General features: G+C 57.3%; 14 protein-coding genes. All 14 read right to left on the reverse strand.

Going from position 1 to position 17,063, the window contains the following annotated elements; translation table 11 throughout:
• Window positions 1-16 precede the first annotated feature (16 nt).
• The 14 genes from ACZ5K9_RS06055 to ACZ5K9_RS06120 all read right to left on the reverse strand — a co-directional run bounded on the left by ACZ5K9_RS06055 (window position 17) and on the right by ACZ5K9_RS06120 (window position 16,863).
• The gene (locus ACZ5K9_RS06055) at window positions 17-826 is read right to left on the reverse strand and encodes a ZIP family metal transporter (protein ID WP_464273529.1); all 810 of its coding nucleotides are present in this window, start codon (window positions 824-826) and stop codon (window positions 17-19) included.
• A 35-nt stretch (window positions 827-861) separates the two neighbouring features.
• The gene (locus ACZ5K9_RS06060) at window positions 862-1,407 is read right to left on the reverse strand and encodes a ferritin family protein (RefSeq protein WP_464273530.1); all 546 of its coding nucleotides are present in this window, start codon (window positions 1,405-1,407) and stop codon (window positions 862-864) included.
• Between the two features lie 443 nt (window positions 1,408-1,850).
• On the reverse strand, window positions 1,851-2,384 hold the full coding sequence (locus ACZ5K9_RS06065; protein ID WP_464273531.1) for a ferritin: 534 nt from the start codon (window positions 2,382-2,384) through the stop codon (window positions 1,851-1,853).
• Window positions 2,385-2,390: 6 nt separating this feature from the next.
• Window positions 2,391-2,765: a desulfoferrodoxin gene (locus tag ACZ5K9_RS06070; RefSeq protein ID WP_464273532.1), complete on the reverse strand. Its 375-nt coding sequence runs from the start codon at window positions 2,763-2,765 to the stop codon at window positions 2,391-2,393.
• Window positions 2,766-2,959: 194 nt separating this feature from the next.
• A complete protein-coding gene (gene tpx, locus ACZ5K9_RS06075; RefSeq protein WP_464273533.1) occupies window positions 2,960-3,472 on the reverse strand; it encodes a thiol peroxidase in 513 nt (170 codons plus the stop codon).
• Between the two features lie 143 nt (window positions 3,473-3,615).
• On the reverse strand, window positions 3,616-5,730 hold the full coding sequence (gene acs / locus ACZ5K9_RS06080) for an acetate--CoA ligase alpha subunit (RefSeq protein WP_464273534.1): 2,115 nt from the start codon (window positions 5,728-5,730) through the stop codon (window positions 3,616-3,618).
• Window positions 5,731-5,797: 67 nt separating this feature from the next.
• The gene (locus ACZ5K9_RS06085) at window positions 5,798-6,187 is read right to left on the reverse strand and encodes a secondary thiamine-phosphate synthase enzyme YjbQ (protein WP_464273934.1); all 390 of its coding nucleotides are present in this window, start codon (window positions 6,185-6,187) and stop codon (window positions 5,798-5,800) included.
• 26 nt (window positions 6,188-6,213) lie between these two features.
• Window positions 6,214-7,503, reverse strand: coding sequence for a hypothetical protein (locus tag ACZ5K9_RS06090; protein WP_464273535.1), 1,290 nt, complete (start codon window positions 7,501-7,503; stop codon window positions 6,214-6,216).
• 178 nt (window positions 7,504-7,681) lie between these two features.
• Window positions 7,682-8,908: a (Fe-S)-binding protein gene (locus ACZ5K9_RS06095; protein WP_464273536.1), complete on the reverse strand. Its 1,227-nt coding sequence runs from the start codon at window positions 8,906-8,908 to the stop codon at window positions 7,682-7,684.
• 105 nt (window positions 8,909-9,013) lie between these two features.
• On the reverse strand, window positions 9,014-9,856 hold the full coding sequence (locus ACZ5K9_RS06100; protein WP_464273537.1) for an FAD/NAD(P)-binding protein: 843 nt from the start codon (window positions 9,854-9,856) through the stop codon (window positions 9,014-9,016).
• Between the two features lie 14 nt (window positions 9,857-9,870).
• Complete coding sequence (locus tag ACZ5K9_RS06105; RefSeq protein WP_464273538.1) at window positions 9,871-10,923, reverse strand: 4Fe-4S dicluster domain-containing protein; 1,053 nt, start codon at window positions 10,921-10,923, stop codon at window positions 9,871-9,873.
• 54 nt (window positions 10,924-10,977) lie between these two features.
• Window positions 10,978-11,928, reverse strand: coding sequence for a 4Fe-4S dicluster domain-containing protein (locus tag ACZ5K9_RS06110; protein ID WP_464273539.1), 951 nt, complete (start codon window positions 11,926-11,928; stop codon window positions 10,978-10,980).
• Window positions 11,929-12,405, reverse strand: coding sequence for a hydrogenase iron-sulfur subunit (locus tag ACZ5K9_RS06115; protein ID WP_464273540.1), 477 nt, complete (start codon window positions 12,403-12,405; stop codon window positions 11,929-11,931).
• Window positions 12,406-12,429: 24 nt separating this feature from the next.
• Window positions 12,430-16,863, reverse strand: coding sequence for an NAD(P)-binding protein (locus ACZ5K9_RS06120; protein ID WP_464273541.1), 4,434 nt, complete (start codon window positions 16,861-16,863; stop codon window positions 12,430-12,432).
• Between the last annotated feature and the right edge of the window lie 200 nt (window positions 16,864-17,063).

The following is a 17,063-nucleotide window of genomic DNA, read 5'->3' on the forward strand; positions in this document are numbered from 1 at the left end:
CAAAGATCCTCCTGCTTCATCCCAAGGCCACATCCAGAATCATCATTGACACAAAGCCCAATAAGCACGCCATGGTGACGACATCGGTGTGACCACCCCTTTGAGCCTCCGGGATGACTTCTTCCACCACCACGTAGATCATGGCTCCCGCGGCGAAACTCAATGCATAGGGGAGAAGCGCCAGAGAAGACGACGCCACCGCTGCACCGAACACCGCCGCCGCAGGTTCCACCGCCCCTGAGAGCTGTCCGTACCAAAAACTCTTGAACCGCCCTAGACCCTCACGGCGGAGGGGAACCGACACAGCCACACCCTCCGGAAGGTTTTGCAACCCGATGCCCATGGCTAAGGCCAAAGCGCCGGACAAGGTCGCTTCTCGAAGCTGGGTGGCCACTGCGCCGAAAGCCACCCCCACGGACAATCCTTCCGGAATGTTGTGAATCGTCACCGCCAAAACCAGCAAAACACTGCGGCGCCATCGCGTGGGCAGCCCCTCGGCTTCCTCTGTTCGAAAGCCCACATGGAGGTGAGGAAGAAGGGCATCGATGCCCCGAAGAAAAAGTCCTCCCGCAAGGAAACCCACGGCAGCAGGCACCCACGGCAGATTCAGCCCTTCCGACAACTTGAGGGCAGGATCCAGAAGCGACCAATAGCTGGCGGCAATCATGACCCCCGCGGCAAAACCCAACATGGCGTCGAGAAATCTTTGGGAGAAGGCACGCCGCCAGAAGACGGCCGACGCCCCTACGGCCGTTGTCAGCCAGGTAAAAAATGTTGCCGTAAGTGCCTGCGCCACCGGAGGCCAACTGCTGAAAGCGTCCCACATCCTCTCCACGGGGAGTTCAATCCCGCACGAACCTTTTAAGTCACTGCGCCGGCCCCGTCCAACCGTGCCCGGCTCTTTTCCATGAACCATCCCTGGGGATCTGTGTAATAGAACTTTAAATCCTGAAGCAGTCGCCGGTGTTCCCGCTCCTCGGCGGAGAGCATTCGGAGGAAGTCTTTCTGAGAAGGATCCGAAAGATCCTGGAGTTTGTTTTCGAACAGTCGGATACACGCCTCTTCCAACTGGATGCCGGCATCCAGCGCTTTGATCTCGTCCGTACAGGCCTCCGGGAGCTTGTCCTTATCCAGAGAGATGCTTTCAGCAAGGCGGCCGAAGAGGTCTTTCTCAGGAGGTCGATATCGACAGGCAGCCGCCCAATCCTTTCCCGCCTTAAGTCCCTCTTGAATCTGAGCCAAAGCCTTCTCGTGCTCTTTTTCCGCCTCGTAAAGGATCCGAAACGTCTCTCGTCCCACAGCATCCGAACAGGACGCCATGGCTTCTTCATAAACTTTTTCCTTCTTGGCTTTCAGTTCCAAAGCACTGCACAAAAGATCCAAAAGTGCGTCACCTGCCGATCCCATGACTAGTTCTCCTTTGATCACGTCCTGGAGCAGGCCGGCTCGAACAGAGCCCCCAGAGGGCTGCCCCTTCCACACGAAAAGGATAAGGGGCGGGGGGCGCCGTGGTCCTTGTACTGAAGCCCGCACATGAAAGCTGTGTTTCTGCACGGCCAGGAAGGCATCTCAAAGCGCTCCCATGCCGCTGAGGCCGCCTCACCCGATTGCGTCGCCTCACACTCCCTGCGCCCTCCGGAAAGGCGAGCCCGCGCACTATCCTCCCGTCAGTTTTTCCCCAGTACCCACGTTGTGGACAAATTTCCCGACGTCCTTGAAGAATATGGCGACCTTTCCACCTTGGGATCACCAGCCCCAATTCCGCTCACCGGGGGGCTCAATGTGCATAAGGCGTGCCCAAAAACAGAACGGGCACCCCCCTTCACACCGGGGGGTGCCCTCCCCTGCGCTCATTTGGCAGCCGGAGCCACCAGCGTCGTTCCCGGCGGCAAGACAAACACCCGTTGGCCCAATTCCTTATCAAGCATAAACAGGCCGCCACCGGCTTCACCCATGAGCTTCATTTGTTGGACGATTTCACCCACACTGGCCTCTTCTTCCACCTGTTCCGACACAAACCATTGCAGGAAGTTGTTGGTGGCATGATCCTTTTCCGCAATGGCCAGATCGACCAAGTGATGAATGAGACCCGTCACCTTGCTTTCATGCTTGGCCACGTCTTCGAACATGGCCAGCGGGGAAGCCCAGCTGTTCGGCGGGGCCTCGATCGCGCCTAACGAAACCCGTCCTCCCCGTTCGGCGATAAAATGATAAAACTTGACCGCGTGGGACAGTTCCTCCAGGGCCTGGGCTTCCATCCACCGAGCACACCCATTCAGTCCCTTGTCGCGGCAATAGGCCGCCATGGCAAAGTAGAGGTACGATGAATACAATTCGGCATTGAGTTGGTCGTTCAATGCCTTCACCATCGTTTCACTCAGCATGATTGTTTACCCCTTCCACAGACCGTGGATATTGCAGTACTCTCGGGCATAAACGTTTTCCGCCTTGACGCAGAAGACGGCCTCCGGAGGATCGCCGGGTTTCAGGAAATGGAAGTAGGAGATGTTGTCCGCCACCAATTCGATCCACTGAATATAGTGTTTTTCTTCCATGGGATGAGGGACACCGCCCACCTTCACCTTGTAACCTTCCGCCGTCTTTTCCACAACCGGGACGTGCTTTTCTTTGGAGGCGTCCACAACGCCTTCTTTCTGGAGCACCATCGGTTGACCGCAGCAGACGAGTTCGCCCTTGCCGCCCCAGAGAACTTCCACAATGTTTCCACAAAGCTCGCACTTGTACACTTCACGTCTCTCAGCCATCTGTCGATACCTCCATTTTTCGGATCTTGGAATGTCGTCGGTCCCCGCGGCCATTATTTCTAAGCCGCGGAGCTCGGTGGGACAGGCTGTCCGCCGGCCCTTCCATGAAACGCATGACGTCCTTGGGCCACCACCGGCAAGGGAATGACTCCACCGGTAGCCTCACGCTTGATCCAAGCTCACTTGTGCCCGATTTATTTGCTCTTGACCGCGTCTAAGACCGCCGCGTAGTCCGGTTCCTGGGTGATTTCCTTGACGAGTTGGCTATGTTTGATCACCCCGTCTGGACCCACGACGAAAACAGCACGGGCCAGCAGGCGCAGTTCCTTTATGAGGACCCCGTAGGTCTGGCCGAAAGAGGCATCTCGATGATCCGATAAGGTGATCACCCGTGTGACGCCGGCGGCTCCGCACCATCGCTTCTGGGCAAAGGGCAGGTCCATGCTGATCGTCAAAACCACCACGTCCTCGCCGAGCTTTTCAGCTTCTTGATTGAAGCGCCGAGTTTCCATGTCACAAACAGGGGTGTCGAGTGAGGGCACGGACGACAAGATGACAGTCTTTCCTGCGAACTGGGATAACCGCACAGGTTGCAAATCGTTGTTCAGGGCTTCAAAATCCGGGGCGCGATCTCCAACGGAAACTTCGGACCCGACGAGAGTCAGGGGCAAACCCTTCATGGTCACTGCGCCGGCTCTTTCTCCCATGGACACTCTCCTTTGTCTGGTCGACAGCAGTGGGACTCCTGGTTCGAACGCCTTCCATAACTTCGCGCTGCTGAATTTTGAAAGTAACTTTAAGCCTCACCCCGGAGATCGTCAACCATCGGGCTTTCTTTTCCGCGGCTTCTTCACGGTTCCAAAAGGACGCGGACATCCGCCACCGTAGCCCCCGCTCCTTTTTCGTGGACAATCACCGGGTTCAAATCCAGCTCATGGATTTCGGGATGGTCTAGGACGAGATCCGAAAGGCACACTAGATAACGCTCCAAAACCGCCGTGTCCGTCTCAGGCCGTCCACGCACTCCCTTTAAAAGCTGGTAACCTCGAATCCCTCGGATCATCCGCCGCGCTTCATTGCGTCCAATAGGCGCCACGCGGAAATTGACGTCCTTGAACAGTTCCACAAAAATCCCACCGAGGCCGAACATCAGCAAGGGCCCGAAAATGGGGTAGCGTGTCATGCCGAGGATAACCTCTTCCCCAGGGAGGGCCATCTTCTGGACCAAGACTCCCCCGATGTCCGCCGCCGGGTTATACGCTTTGGCATTGGCCACCACGGCGTCATACGCTTTCGCCACGTCCTGAGGCGAAGTGATGTTGAGCCGCACCGCGTGCGCATCCGTTTTGTGAAGGATTTGCGGGGAGACGATCTTCAACGCCACAGGAAACGTGAGGCTGACGGCATACTCCACGGCCTCCTCACGTGTCTTGGCCACAAAGGACGGCAACGTTTGAAAACCGTAGCAGCGCAAGAGCTCCCCGCCTTCCCATTCCGTCAAAGAGCGTCGGCCCTGCTCCACGGCGTCCCGGATGATCTGCCGAGCCCGTTCCTTATCATGCACGAGCGTATACTGGGCCAACTTCTGCCGGTTGAGCCAGCGGGAGTAACGGTACAACGCGCCGAAGGCCTTGGCCGCATGTTCGGGAAAACGATAAACGGGGATACGGTTTTCCTGAAGCACCTTGACCCCGGCCGAGACGTCGAAAATCCCCATAAAGCAGCACAGGATCGGTTTCTGGGTCTTTTGATCGATCTTCACGATGGCTTTGGCCGTCTCCAGGGCGTTGGTCATGGATTGGGGAGTGAGGATCACCACGGCGCCGTCGACATTTTCGTCCTTGATGACGGCTTCCAGGGCCTTTTCGTATCTTTCCTGGGTGGCATCCCCGATGACGTCCACAGGGTTATGGAGGTTTGCCGTGACAGGGAGATGACTTTGGAGGGTTTCCACGGTTTCCTCGTGGAACCGGGCCAGTTCGAGTCCCGAAGAAACGGTCATGTCGGTGGCCACAATGCCGGGACCACCCGCATTGGTCACGATGGCCACCTTATTGCCCAAAGGGGTCTTTTTGCTGGCAAAGGCTCCAGCGAAGTTGAAAAGCTCCTCGATGGAATCCACCCGGATAATGCCCGACTGATTGAAAATGGCATCGTAGACGGCCTCTGATCCGGCCAATGACCCGGTGTGGGATGCCGCAGCCCTCGCCCCGGCCACGGTGCGGCCCGATTTGATGACAAGGATGGGCGTAGGCCGATCACCGGAGGTGATCTCTTTGACCTCCTGGATAAATTCCGGACCCCGACGCAGTTCTTCCAAATAGATCATGATGACCTGGGTGTCTTGGTCGTGATGGAGGTACCGCAGGAGATCCAGTTCGTCCACATCGGCTTTGTTCCCAATGGAAATGAACTTGGAAAAACCGAAATTCCTCTCCGCCGCAAAGTCGAGCACGGATGTGCACAGAGCGCCGCTTTGGGAGATAAAGGAAATATGACCGGGAGCCGGCATGCGGTTGGAAAAGCTGGCATTCATGCGCACCGACGGATGGGGGTTGATCACCCCCAGACAGTTCGGCCCCACGAGCCGTATGCCTGCTTCGCGGCATCGTGCCGTGATCTTGTCCTCAACGGCCCGCCCTTCCGGCCCGACCTCGCGGAACCCCGCGGAGACAATGACGATACCCTTGACCCCCTTGTGCGCTGCTTCCTCCACAGCAGCCAGGGCTGCGGTGGGAGGGACCACAAGGATCGCCAATTCCACCGGATCCGGGATCTCCGTGAGGTTCGGATAGGATTTGACGCTTAAAACCGACCGGGCTTTGGGATTGACCGGAAACAAGGTTCCCGTATATCCCCCGCGCAAGATGTTGGCAAAAAGATCGTGCCCCACCTTGCCGGGGACGGTGGACGCCCCGACCACGGCAATGGAGCTCGGCGAAAAAATCGCTTCCAATCGTTCCATGTTTTCTCCGTAAAAAGCTGCAGGTGAGGGGGCACTCTCCAAGATGATTCGACGCAGCCCTTTGTTCTTATTTGCACACGGCCACGTGGACCTTGCGCGTCCTCGGTCCGTCGAATTCGCACAAAAAGATCCGTTGCCATGTCCCGAGAAGTAACCGGCCTTTCTGGACGATCACCGAAACGGAAGAGCCTGTGAGTGTCGTCTTGATATGGGCCGCAGCATTGCCTTCCGTGTGCCGGTAATTGGCTTTCCACGGAACAAGGCCGTCTAACGTGCGAAGGACGTCGTCCATAACCGCCGGATCCGCGCCCTCGTTGATGGTCACACCTGCGGTGGTATGGGGTACGTAGACAAAACAGATCCCATCAACGAGGCCGCTTTCCTGAACTTTTTGGGCCACCGAGGCCGTAATGTCTACGGCGTCGCTTCGTGCGGATGTGGACACCTGAAAGGTCATGACCTCCATAAGATCCTCCCTATTCTTTACTCGACCCATTGCCGAGGCACATAAAGGCCGGCGGCCGTTTGAACCGCTTCCGGTTCGTTGCCCTGGTCGCGGTCAAGACGGCGAAGGTCCGCTTCGAGTGCGCTCGTTGCAAAATCGTAAGTAATCAGGATGGACAATTCCACAATTCTGGTCATCACGGGACTCAAGCCGGGGTCTTCCACACCGCCGGCATGCTCCGCCAAGGCAAAGATCATTTCGGCGTCCGTCGGATCTTCATGGTCCAAAAGCCCCCACAGCGCGAGTTCCTCCCAGTGTTTCGACAACGCTCGACACAGCTCCGCCGGGAGAAAACGTCGTGTCGCTGATGCCAGAACGTCTTTCACCCGCTCCTGTTTAATATAGTCCGGCACCTTGATCACACCGCTCTGGATCGTCTCCAGTTCCGTGAACACCGCTTGGAGTGCCGCTGTATTCGTAAAGACCCCGTCAAAGGGGATGAGACCGGCTCTTTCCGTCAAGAACTGGCAGAGATCGGCCGGGGACGGCTCCCTTATCGGACCAAGTCTTTTCTGGTCACGGAGCTGAAGAAACAAAGGTTGCGGATCCTTCAGACGATAAGGCTCTAAAAGCCGACGCGCCTTGCCGAAATCCCTCATTTCCTGCGATGGGATCCGTCCCAAGGACGCCAGAGCCTGAAGCACTCCACCGATATGTCCCGGCGGAATCTCGTGCATTCGGCTTTCCAACCATTCCGCTCCGCTGCGCAGAAAGTCTTTGAACCCCTTTCTCGATTCAGAAAAAACGGCAAGGCCCTGGCACGAAAAGAGCTCCCCGACATACAGAACCACCGTGGCGTATCCATCCTCGTCCTTGGAATGGACGTAGGCGCCGTACTGAAAGATGTGTTCTTTGGGATTCACGGCAAGGTAGGCTTCATTTTTTATCGGTTCCGCCCTGATGAGGACCACAGGGGAGGATTCGGCCGCAGGGGCGGATTCGGAAGGGACACTCAAACCTTTTTGGCGGAAGCGATAGGCCGCTCGGCGGACAATTTTTGCAAGCCGCTTATCGCGCACGATACCTTGCAGTTCACAGAACGCCCGAAAGCACACCGGGCCGCCTTCCAGGCTCAACGCTTCCAGCAAGGCCGCGGCCAGGGCTTCGCGCTGGACCAAGGCCTGTTTGAGGCTCTTGAGGCAGTTTTCCAGGCTCACCCCCTGGGGATCCTGCATGCGCAGCCGATCCATGAAAAAACTCACCTCCTGCTTTTCGCTCTCGGAAAGCCCCGCCTGGATTTCTGGTTTTCCTTTCTTCTTTTTGCTCATGACGCTTCTCCCATCCCCTGCCGATTCGTGGACGTTCCGATTTCGCCTCGCGAAACCTCCGCGCCCCGAGGTTTTCCTCCAACACGATGAAGGTCATTCTAAAGAACCTCCGGGCAAAGAAAAAGCCCCGGAAACGTCTTTGCGTTTCCGGGGCTCCATGGCGCACTATCCGGGGAAATTACTCCTCCTCCGCCCCCTCCTCCCGGGGCTCGATGATGAGTGAATCCGCCACGAGCTCCCAGAGGTACTTTACTTCCACGTCCATAAAATCGTATTCCTTGCGCAGGCTTTTCATGATCTGATCGCGGCAGTTATGGCACGGCGCGATCAGAAGCTTGGCGCCCGTGTCCTTGATTTGCTTCGCTTTAACGCGACCATAAAAGATGCGCTCCTCCACGTATGGCGCGGCCCACGCCCCACCCCCCGCGCCGCAGCAATAGTTGTTGGCTCGGTTGGGGTACATGTCCACGAAATGCTCACAGCACTGCTGGACCACCCAACGGGGTTCTTCGTAATAGCCGTGGCCGAAAGCCCGTTCACTTTTCCGGCCATAGTTGCACGGATCATGGTACGTCGTCAGCTCATGGTGGATGGATTTGTCCACCTTGATCCGACCTTCCTCAAGGTACTGCTTCAGGAGATCGTGGACGCTGACGAACTTGACACCTTCATCGGCAAACCAATTTTGCAGACCAAGCCTGGTCGCATAATAGGCGTGGCCTCACTCGGGTAAGACAAGGTACTCGCATTCGAGCTCTTTGTAGTTCTGAACAATCCGCCCGACAATTTCCTTCATCGCGGCGTCGTCACCGGTGAACAAGCCCCAATTGACACCTTCCCAGTTCTTGGAAGCCACCGTCCAGGATTCGTTGGCAGCATACAGGATCCGCCACCAAAACATCATGTCTTCCGGTTCCGCGAAAGGCTCCTTGGAATTGATGGTGAAAAGATATTTCGCTCCTTTTTTGTCAATGGGGATTTCAAAGCCGGGCAGCTCCTCAGCCAGTTCCGCAGCCAAATCTTCCAGCAGATATCGGAAATCTTCCTCGGGAATCCCCACGTTGTTTCCCGTTTTAAGGCACATTTCCACGCCTTTGTGGAGCACCCCCGGCACCTTGTCCCGTTCTCTCATGCTGCGGGCCGAACGGAGCAACTTTAAGAGGTCGATGTTCATGGGGCATGCATGCTCACATCGCCCACACAGGGTGCACACCCACGGGAATTTGGAATCCACCACCTCCTGGTCCAGGCCCAGAACGGCCAGGCGCACCACCTTGCGCACATCGAGGCCGTCCACCCCTGTGACGGGACACCCGCCGGCACAGGTGCCGCACGTCAGGCACAGCTCGGCGTACTGGCTCGCCAGCTTGCGCCTCTCTCTTTTGGTCAACAGCAACGGCTCCATAGCTTTCTCCCCTGACTCGGTTCCCGTTTGATTGATTCCTCCTATACGTAACACAAGCTTTGCGTGCTTAAAAGAAATTTTTCCTAAAATGACCTAACCGTTCCCTCAGTATTCGTTGGGCAGGCTCGCCAGTTTCTCCATGGAAAACACGGGGCCGTCCTTGCACACGTATTCGGTGCCGATGTTGCATCGGCCGCACATCCCAATCCCACATTTCATGCGCATTTCCAGACTGGTGATGATGCGCTCGGGGGGAAATCCCAAATCCGCCAAAACGGGCAAGGTGAATTTGATCATGATGGGCGGCCCGCACACGATGGCATAGGCGTTGTCCGCACTAGGGGCCTTTTCCTTGGTGACCGCCGGCACGAACCCCACGTTGTACTTCCATCCGGGATCATCCGTGGCATCCACGGTCAAATGCATGGTGATATCGTCACGTTTTTCCCAAGCCACCAGTTCGTCTTTGTAAAGCAGCATGCCGGGGTGGCGTGCTCCGTAAACCACCGTGATGTCCCCATAATCCTTGCGATGGGCCGGATCCAACATCCACACGATAGAGGATCTCAGCGTCGTGAACGCAAATCCGCCACCGATAATCACCACGTTCTTGCCTTTCATTTCCTCCCACGGGTACCAATTGCCCAAAGGGCCTCGCACCCCCATGATCTCACCGGGCTTCATGTTGTGGAGATAGCTCGTCACTCGCCCGACCTTGTTCACGGTAAACATCAGGAACCCTTTCTCGGTGGGCGAAGAAGCAATCCCGATGGGTACTTCCCCTTGGCCGGCGACGGATAATTCGGCGAATTGCCCAGGCATGTAATCAAACGACGCTTCATCTTCCGGATTCAGGAAGACAAGCTTGAACGTCTTGAGATTGCGGTCTTGCGTCTCGGTGATGATTTCTTGAATCCTGACCGGATAAGGCAAATAAGGGTTCTTCACGTCAGTCCTCCGCACTAAGTCGGGCACACGCAGGAAGCCGTCATCATGCCCGCGACGCGCCGGATGTCGATATTGACGGGACAATACTGGACACAGCGACCGCAGCCCACGCAGGCCGGCCCGTTGCCGTATTTGTCCACGTAGTACTTGAATTTGTGCATAAAGCGCTGGCGCACCCGTTGAAGCTTCTGGTTTCTCGGGTTGTGTCCGGACCCATGGAGGGTAAACAGCGGAAACATACACGAATCCCAAAGTCTCAGCCGCACGCCTTCGTGTTGGTGGACCTCATCCTGAATGTCGAAGCACCAGCACGTGGGACACAAAAAAGTACAGGTGCCGCAGTTGATGCAGGCAAACTGCACCTCTTCCCAAAAAGCGGCCTGAAAGAGCTCCGTCATGGGTTTGTCCCGCAACGGGTCGGGCAGGAACAGGCGCGGCACACTCTTGGAAGCCTTGTCCGCAATAGACCGTGCCCTTTCCAGCACCTCTTCGGAAGCCCTCCCACCGACCGCCCCTTGCACCAGCAACGCCTCACCGGCCTCTGTCTCGGCCTCCAACAGATACCCCTCCGGCAGTTCGGTCATGAGCACATCCACGCCGCTGCGGTCAAACGGCCCTGTCCCCACAGAGGTGCAAAAGCAGGTGCTGCACGGGTTATGACACCCCAAGCCCACAAGAACTGTCGACTGTCGGCGTTTCTGCCACCAGGGATCCACATATTCGGCCGTGATGAAATTGACGTCCAGCAACTGGAACGCCTTGGCATCGCACGGGCGGATCCCCCACACGACGCGTTTCCCCAAGGCCTTGGAAACCTCCTCGAGAATGCCCGCCTTGGGGTCTTCTTTCCTCAGGCTGTAGGAAAACATGATCTCCGCCGGCGGATGCATGAGCTCTTTGGGAGAAAGGCGGGTGTTTTGGAAAGAGAAATCCGCTTTTTCCGGCCTGTCTAAAAGCCGGAACCGGTGGGCGTCCCCTTCTCTGACCGGCGCAAAAACCCGTGCCCCTTCCATCACCCGACCGATCAATCGGGGCAATTCTTGCTTTTCCAAAAAAATTGTCAGCATGATCCTTATCCTCTGTCGCGTTCGTTCTCGCCCGATCCGTGCTCCACGTGCGGATCATTTGATGAAGTCTTGCGGATCATCCGGTCTGTACGTATCCAACGGCGGTCGTCCTTCCACCACCACACCCGCTTCGTAGCCGTAGAGTTCCTTGACGTCTTTTTCGAGTTTTTTGGTGAACTGGCGCACGGGAATCCCCACGGGACACGCCCTTTCACAAGCCCCGCAGTCGGTGCAGCGTCCGGCCAGGTGGAAGGCGCGCAGCAGATGAAACGTGCGGGTGTCTGTCGGATCCAATGTCTTGCCCACCCACTGAGGTCGCGATTCATCCACAAAACACGTCGGGCAATAGCACATGGGGCAGGCATTGCGGCATGCGTAGCATCGAATGCATGGGGCAATGAGCTCTTCAAAATAACGCCAGCGATCTTCGGTTCCCATGGCTTCCACGCGGCGCACGTCTTCGTACCGGTCCACATCCGCCTGTTCCGCCACCGGGTCGGCCAAAAGCTCATCATAAATCACCGGGTTTCGGTGCGTGCAGATGCGGCAGTTGTCCTGAAGGAATACCTGCCGATCTAAAACCTCTTCGAAGTCCTTACCAGAAACTCGGATTTGGTGGCCGTCTTCCGTAACCTGGAGCGGTTCCCGGCCTTTGAGAAAAGCCCACACTTTTCGGCGATCCACCATGCCGTGACACGGCGCCCCAAGGATGTGGAGCTGATCCCGCCGAATCTGATTCTCCTGAATTTGGAGCACGATATTTCGGCTGTCACAGCCCTTGGCGACAACCGCCACACGGTCTTTCCGCTTGACCAGGTAATTGGCGAGGTTGACGCCGCAAAATCCGTTCCAGACAAGCTGGTCCACGTGATCCACATTTCGGATGAAAACCGGTTCACTCATCATGGGAATGGTCCCCTGGCGAAACCCGATCACCCCATCCACCTTCTTTTCCGCTAAAAGCCGCTGGGCCGATTCTCGAATTATTTTCGTATATGCCTGCATCTAACCCACCTCAGCTCGACAGGCCGCCTGAAGAGGAGCCTCGATGTCGTCCCATGTCGGTTGTGTCTTGATAAAGTGCCTCGCCGGCCCTACAGCCCGCACCGCCTCCACCACCTTTCGAGCCGTTTCCGCGAACTTGGAGGCTTCCGCCGAAGAAATCCACGAAAAATGGAGGCGCCCCGGTTCCAGGCCCGTATGTTCCAGAAGGTTTTTGAGCACAGCAAATTTGCGCCTCGCATAATAGTTGCCCTCGATGTAGTGGCAATCTCCGGGATGACAGCCGGAAACCCACACTCCGTCGGCACCATGACGGAAAGCCGCCAAGATAAACTTAGGATTGATCCGACCGCTGCACGGGACACGGATCACCCGAATGTTCACAGGATACTGAAGGCGGCTTACACCAGCCAAGTCCGCTGCGCCATAAGAGCACCAGTTGCACAGGAAAGCGATAATCTTCGGTTCCCAGGAATTCATCACATTGGCTCCCACTGTCCTGTCTTAGAGACTGTCGATCATGGTAAAGATTTGGGCGTCGTCGAAGCCTTGAAGCTGGATCGCCCCAGAGCGGCACGAAGCCACGCACAGTCCACATCCTTTGCACAGTGCAGGATTGATTTCCGCCGCGCCTCGTTCATTGAACCGTGGGGCCGAGTAGGGGCAAATGGCGACACAGGTGCCACAGGCACTGCACAGGAAAGGATTGGTTCTCGCCACTGTTCCGGCAAAATGAATGCGATCCCGAGCCAGAATCGTGGCCGCACGAGCCGCCACCGCCTGAGCTTGGGCGATGCTTTCGTCCATGGGCTTGGGGTAGTGGGCCAGACCGCAGAGGAAAACTCCGTCGGTGGCGAAATCCACGGGCCGCAGCTTGGCGTGGGCTTCCACGAGAAAACCGTCTTCGTTCATCGGCACTTTGAACAACTGGGCCAGAGCTTCATCGGCATTGGGCAGGATGGCCGTCGCCAGGGTGACGAGATCCGCCGGAAGAATCACCGGCCGACGCAAAATATGATCGGTGACCGTCACGCTCAGGGCGCCATCACCCTGGGCCACTTTGGGTTTGTCTTCCAAAGAATACCGAATGAAGAGAACCCCGGCCCGGCGGGCTTGCTGGTAAAGCCTCTCGCGCTCCCCGTAACTGCGGATGTCTCGATAGAGCACGTAGACATCGGTGTCGGGTTGGCGTTTCTTGATCTCCAAGGCGCTTTGGATCGTATGGGTACAGCACACCCGACTGCAATAAGGCCGCTCAGGTTCGCGGCTTCCCACGCACTGGATGAACACGATGGACTTGGCCTGCTGCACCACCGGGTCATCGGCCTTGAGTTTTTCGTCCAATTCCAAATGCGTCAGGACCCTCGGGTCCTGCCCATAGAGGTACTCCTTGGGTTTCCATTCCCGGCCACCCGTGGCGATAATGGCGACGCCATGCTCCACCGTCACCGGTTCCGCCCCGTTTTGGATGCGCGATTTAAAGTTGCCCACAAAACCTTCCACCTGAGCCAAACTCGCGTTCAGATGGACTGAAATGAGCGGATGATCTTCCACACGCTGTCGCAGCGTGGCCACATAGCGGCCGATGTCTTCTCCCCGCCAGGTCCTGTGGAGTCTCAACGCTTGGCCACCCAATTGCGAACCGCTTTCCACGAGGTCCACAGGATAGCCCTGTTCGGCCAGGCTCAGGGCCGCCGTCATCCCCGACACCCCGCCGCCGACCACCAGAGCACGCCGCGTCACGGAGAGCTCCGGCTCCGATAGAGGTTCCAACAGAGCCACCTTGGCCACCGCCATGCGCACAAGGTCTTTGGCCTTCTCCGTCGCCTTGGTCGGATCCGCCCCATGGACCCAAGAATCGTGGTTGCGGATGTTGGCCATTTCGAACAGGTACTTGTTCAACCCCGCATCGGCCATGGTCTCTTGGAACAAGGGTTCATGAGTCCTTGGGGTGCACGCGGCCACCACGATGCGGTTGAGCTGGTGTTCGCGGATGACTTTTTTCATGACCTCCTGGGTATCCTGCGAACACGTGTACAAGTTGTCCGTGACATATTCAACGTAAGGCAGACTCTTGGCGTATTCAGCGACAGCGCGCACATCCACCACACCGCTGATGTTGATCCCGCAATGGCAGACAAAAACACCGATCCGGGGCGGCTCGCCGTAAACGTTCCGCTGCGCCGGGACGTGCTTTTCCTTGACGAGGGTTCCCCGCACGGCGCCTAACAGACTTCCCGCGGCGGCAGCCGCAGCACTGGCTTCCATGACCGACTGGGGAATGTCTTTGGGGCCTTGGAAAGCCCCACAGACAAAAACGCCGGGTCTGGAACTGGCCACCGGTTCAAAAGAGGAATGTTCGGCAAAGAGGTCATCGTTGAGCTGGACGTGGAGTCGCTCGGCCAACATCTTGGCCTCTGCAGGCGTTTGCAGCCCCACGGATAACACGACCATGTCGAAGACTTCCGACACCACCTGGCCGTCTTCCGTGACGTAATGGACTTCCACGTCACCGCCGCTCCCCGGGACCTCTTCCAAACTGTGGACGCGCGAACGGATGAAGCGCACCCCGTGCTCCTCTTCGGCCCGGTTGTAGTATTTCTCAAAATCTTTCCCATGGGTCCGCATGTCCATGAAAAAGATCGCCGTTTCCAGTTCTTTCCCGGCATGTTCTTTGGCGATCACGGCTTCCTTGATGGCATACATGCAGCAGACCGCCGAACAGTACGCATGGTCGCAGTGGTGGATGTCCCGCGATCCCACACATTGGAGCCAGGCGATCTTTTTGGGTTCTTTGTGGTCCGAAGGGCGGACCACGTGGCCCATGGTCGGCCCCGAGGCCGAAAGGAGCCGTTCGAATTCCATGGCCGTCATGACGTTGGCCAAACGTCTGTAGCCGTAGGTTTCATAAATGCTGGGATCGAAGGGTTCAAAACCGGGGGCCAAAATCACCGCGCCCACATGGAGTTCCTGAACCTGTTCCTGATCGTCGTGGACGACGGCGTTGGCTAAACACGCGTCCACGCAGCGATAGCATTCCGAGCACACGCCGCAGTTCAAGCACCTCTGGGCTTCCCGACGCACTTGCTCTTCCGTAAACCCCAGTTGGACCTCATTGAAGTTGCCCTGGCGCTCCGGCGGTGTCAGGCGCGGCATCCGCTCGCGCGGGATTCGGTCATAGCCTTCCGTGGGTACGTTTTGGATCGCTTCCCAGCGTTTCTCGCGGCCCTGCCGGAGATCCTCCCCACGCAAGAAACGATGGATCGAGATCGCGGCCTCTTTCCCTGCTGCAATGGCTTCAATGACAGTGCGCGGTCCCGTCACCGCATCTCCACCGGCAAAAATGTCGGGGTCATCCGATTGAAGGGTGAGCGGATCCACCTTGAGGGTCCGCCAATCACTCAAGCTGCAGGCGCATTCGGGTGTCAAACAGGCCCAATCCGTTTCCTGACCGATGGCGGCAATGACGGCATCCACTTCTATGATAAAGTTGGACCCTTTGACCTCCACCGGACGGCGCCGTCCGCTGGCATCCGGCTCTCCCAGCGCCATCTTCACGCATTCGATGGCCTTGACCTTGCCGTTTTCTCCGATCACACGGACCGGATTTGTGAGGGTGAGGATTTCAATGCCTTCTTCATGGCATTCTTCAATTTCTTCTTCATTGGCCGGCATTTCCGCCAAGCTGCGCCGATACACAATGAAAGGTTTCTTGGAACCCGTGCGCAGGGCCGTGCGGACGCAGTCCATGGCCACGTTACCGCCTCCCACGACAGCCACCCGATCGCCCAAGAAAATCCGGTTTCCGAGGTTGACTTCCCGGAGGAATTGCACCCCAGGATAGACCCCGTCCAGGTCTTCGCCTTCGATCCCCAGCTTTTTGCACTCGTGGGCGCCGATGCCGATAAAAAACGCTTTGTAGCCCTGCTGGCGGAGCTGGCCAATGGTGAAATCTTTACCGATCTCCACCCCCGTTTTGAATTCGACGCCCATGTCACGAATGACTTGAATTTCCGCCTCGATGATATCGCGAGGCAGTCGATAGGCGGGAATGCCCACGGTGAGCATCCCTCCGAGTACCGGAAGCTTTTCGAAGACCGTGACCTTGTAGCCTTCCAGCGCCAAGTAGTATGCACAGGAGAGCCCCGCCGGGCCGGAGCCGATGATGGCCACCTTCTCGTCCCGCTTTTCCTTGATCTCAGGCACAAAACGGGTCTCCGCCTTGAGATCCAGATCGGCGATATAGCGCTTGATAAAGTCGATGGCCACCGGTTCATCCACTTTCCCGCGCATACACGCCGTCTCACAGGGGTGATGGCACACCCGGCCGCAGATGGCCGGCAAGGGATTGTCCTTTTTAATCAATTCTAAAGCTTCCCGATACCTCCCCTGGGCCGCCAAAGCCACATACCCTTGGACGGAAATGTGGGCTGGACAGGTCGCCTTACACGGGGACGTCCCCCGCTTTTCAATGGCAAAGGCCCCGGGCACGGCTTGAGCATACCGACGGTACGCCGCCCGGCGCTCGCTTAAACCCATATCATACTCATTTTTCAAACTCACAGGACACACCCGGGCGCATTCCCCGCATCCGGTACATTTGTCTAGATCAATAAAACGGGGCTTTCGCCGAACCTTGACCCGAAAGTTCCCGGGCTCGCCCTGGACTTCTTCGACTTCACTCAACGTCAAAAGCTCGATGTTCAGATGCCGGCCGACCTCGACCAGTTTGGGCGAGATAATTCACATGGCGCAATCATTGGTGGGAAACGTCTTGTCCAACTGGGCCATCGCGCCGCCGATGGACGGCTCCTTCTCCACCACGTACACATAATAGCCCATCTCCGCCAAGTCCAAGGCCGATTGCATCCCCGCAATCCCGCCGCCGACCACCAGGACCGACCCGACCATTGGGTTGCCGCTGCCGTTCGAGTTCATTGTTCTTCTCCCTATCCGCTCAATATTCCACAGGAATAACCCCACGGGATCGGCCGCGGTGCTGACCTCCCCCACTCCAGCTTTTTTTAAAAAAAGACAACGCAAGGGATAAGTGTGCTGCACGGCCGAATACCCACAGGGTTATAAAGCAGCCTTTCTCCACGAGTCAAGCCGATGTCCGGCAAAGACCCCCGGCGATT

The organism is Desulfosoma profundi (assembly GCF_055387865.1).

What these genes read in the sequence shown, in the direction of transcription:
- ACZ5K9_RS06055 (WP_464273529.1), bottom strand. Translation starts at nt 826, where the DNA reads ATGTGGGACGCTTTCAGCAGTTGGCCTCCGGTGGCGCAGGCACTTACG.
- ACZ5K9_RS06060 (WP_464273530.1), bottom strand. Translation starts at nt 1,407, where the DNA reads ATGGGATCGGCAGGTGACGCACTTTTGGATCTTTTGTGCAGTGCTTTG.
- ACZ5K9_RS06065 (WP_464273531.1), bottom strand. Translation starts at nt 2,384, where the DNA reads ATGCTGAGTGAAACGATGGTGAAGGCATTGAACGACCAACTCAATGCC.
- ACZ5K9_RS06070 (WP_464273532.1), bottom strand. Translation starts at nt 2,765, where the DNA reads ATGGCTGAGAGACGTGAAGTGTACAAGTGCGAGCTTTGTGGAAACATT.
- tpx (WP_464273533.1), bottom strand. Translation starts at nt 3,472, where the DNA reads ATGGGAGAAAGAGCCGGCGCAGTGACCATGAAGGGTTTGCCCCTGACT.
- acs (WP_464273534.1), bottom strand. Translation starts at nt 5,730, where the DNA reads ATGGAACGATTGGAAGCGATTTTTTCGCCGAGCTCCATTGCCGTGGTC.
- ACZ5K9_RS06085 (WP_464273934.1), bottom strand. Translation starts at nt 6,187, where the DNA reads ATGACCTTTCAGGTGTCCACATCCGCACGAAGCGACGCCGTAGACATT.
- ACZ5K9_RS06090 (WP_464273535.1), bottom strand. Translation starts at nt 7,503, where the DNA reads ATGAGCAAAAAGAAGAAAGGAAAACCAGAAATCCAGGCGGGGCTTTCC.
- ACZ5K9_RS06105 (WP_464273538.1), bottom strand. Translation starts at nt 10,923, where the DNA reads ATGCTGACAATTTTTTTGGAAAAGCAAGAATTGCCCCGATTGATCGGT.
- ACZ5K9_RS06110 (WP_464273539.1), bottom strand. Translation starts at nt 11,928, where the DNA reads ATGCAGGCATATACGAAAATAATTCGAGAATCGGCCCAGCGGCTTTTA.
- ACZ5K9_RS06115 (WP_464273540.1), bottom strand. Translation starts at nt 12,405, where the DNA reads ATGAATTCCTGGGAACCGAAGATTATCGCTTTCCTGTGCAACTGGTGC.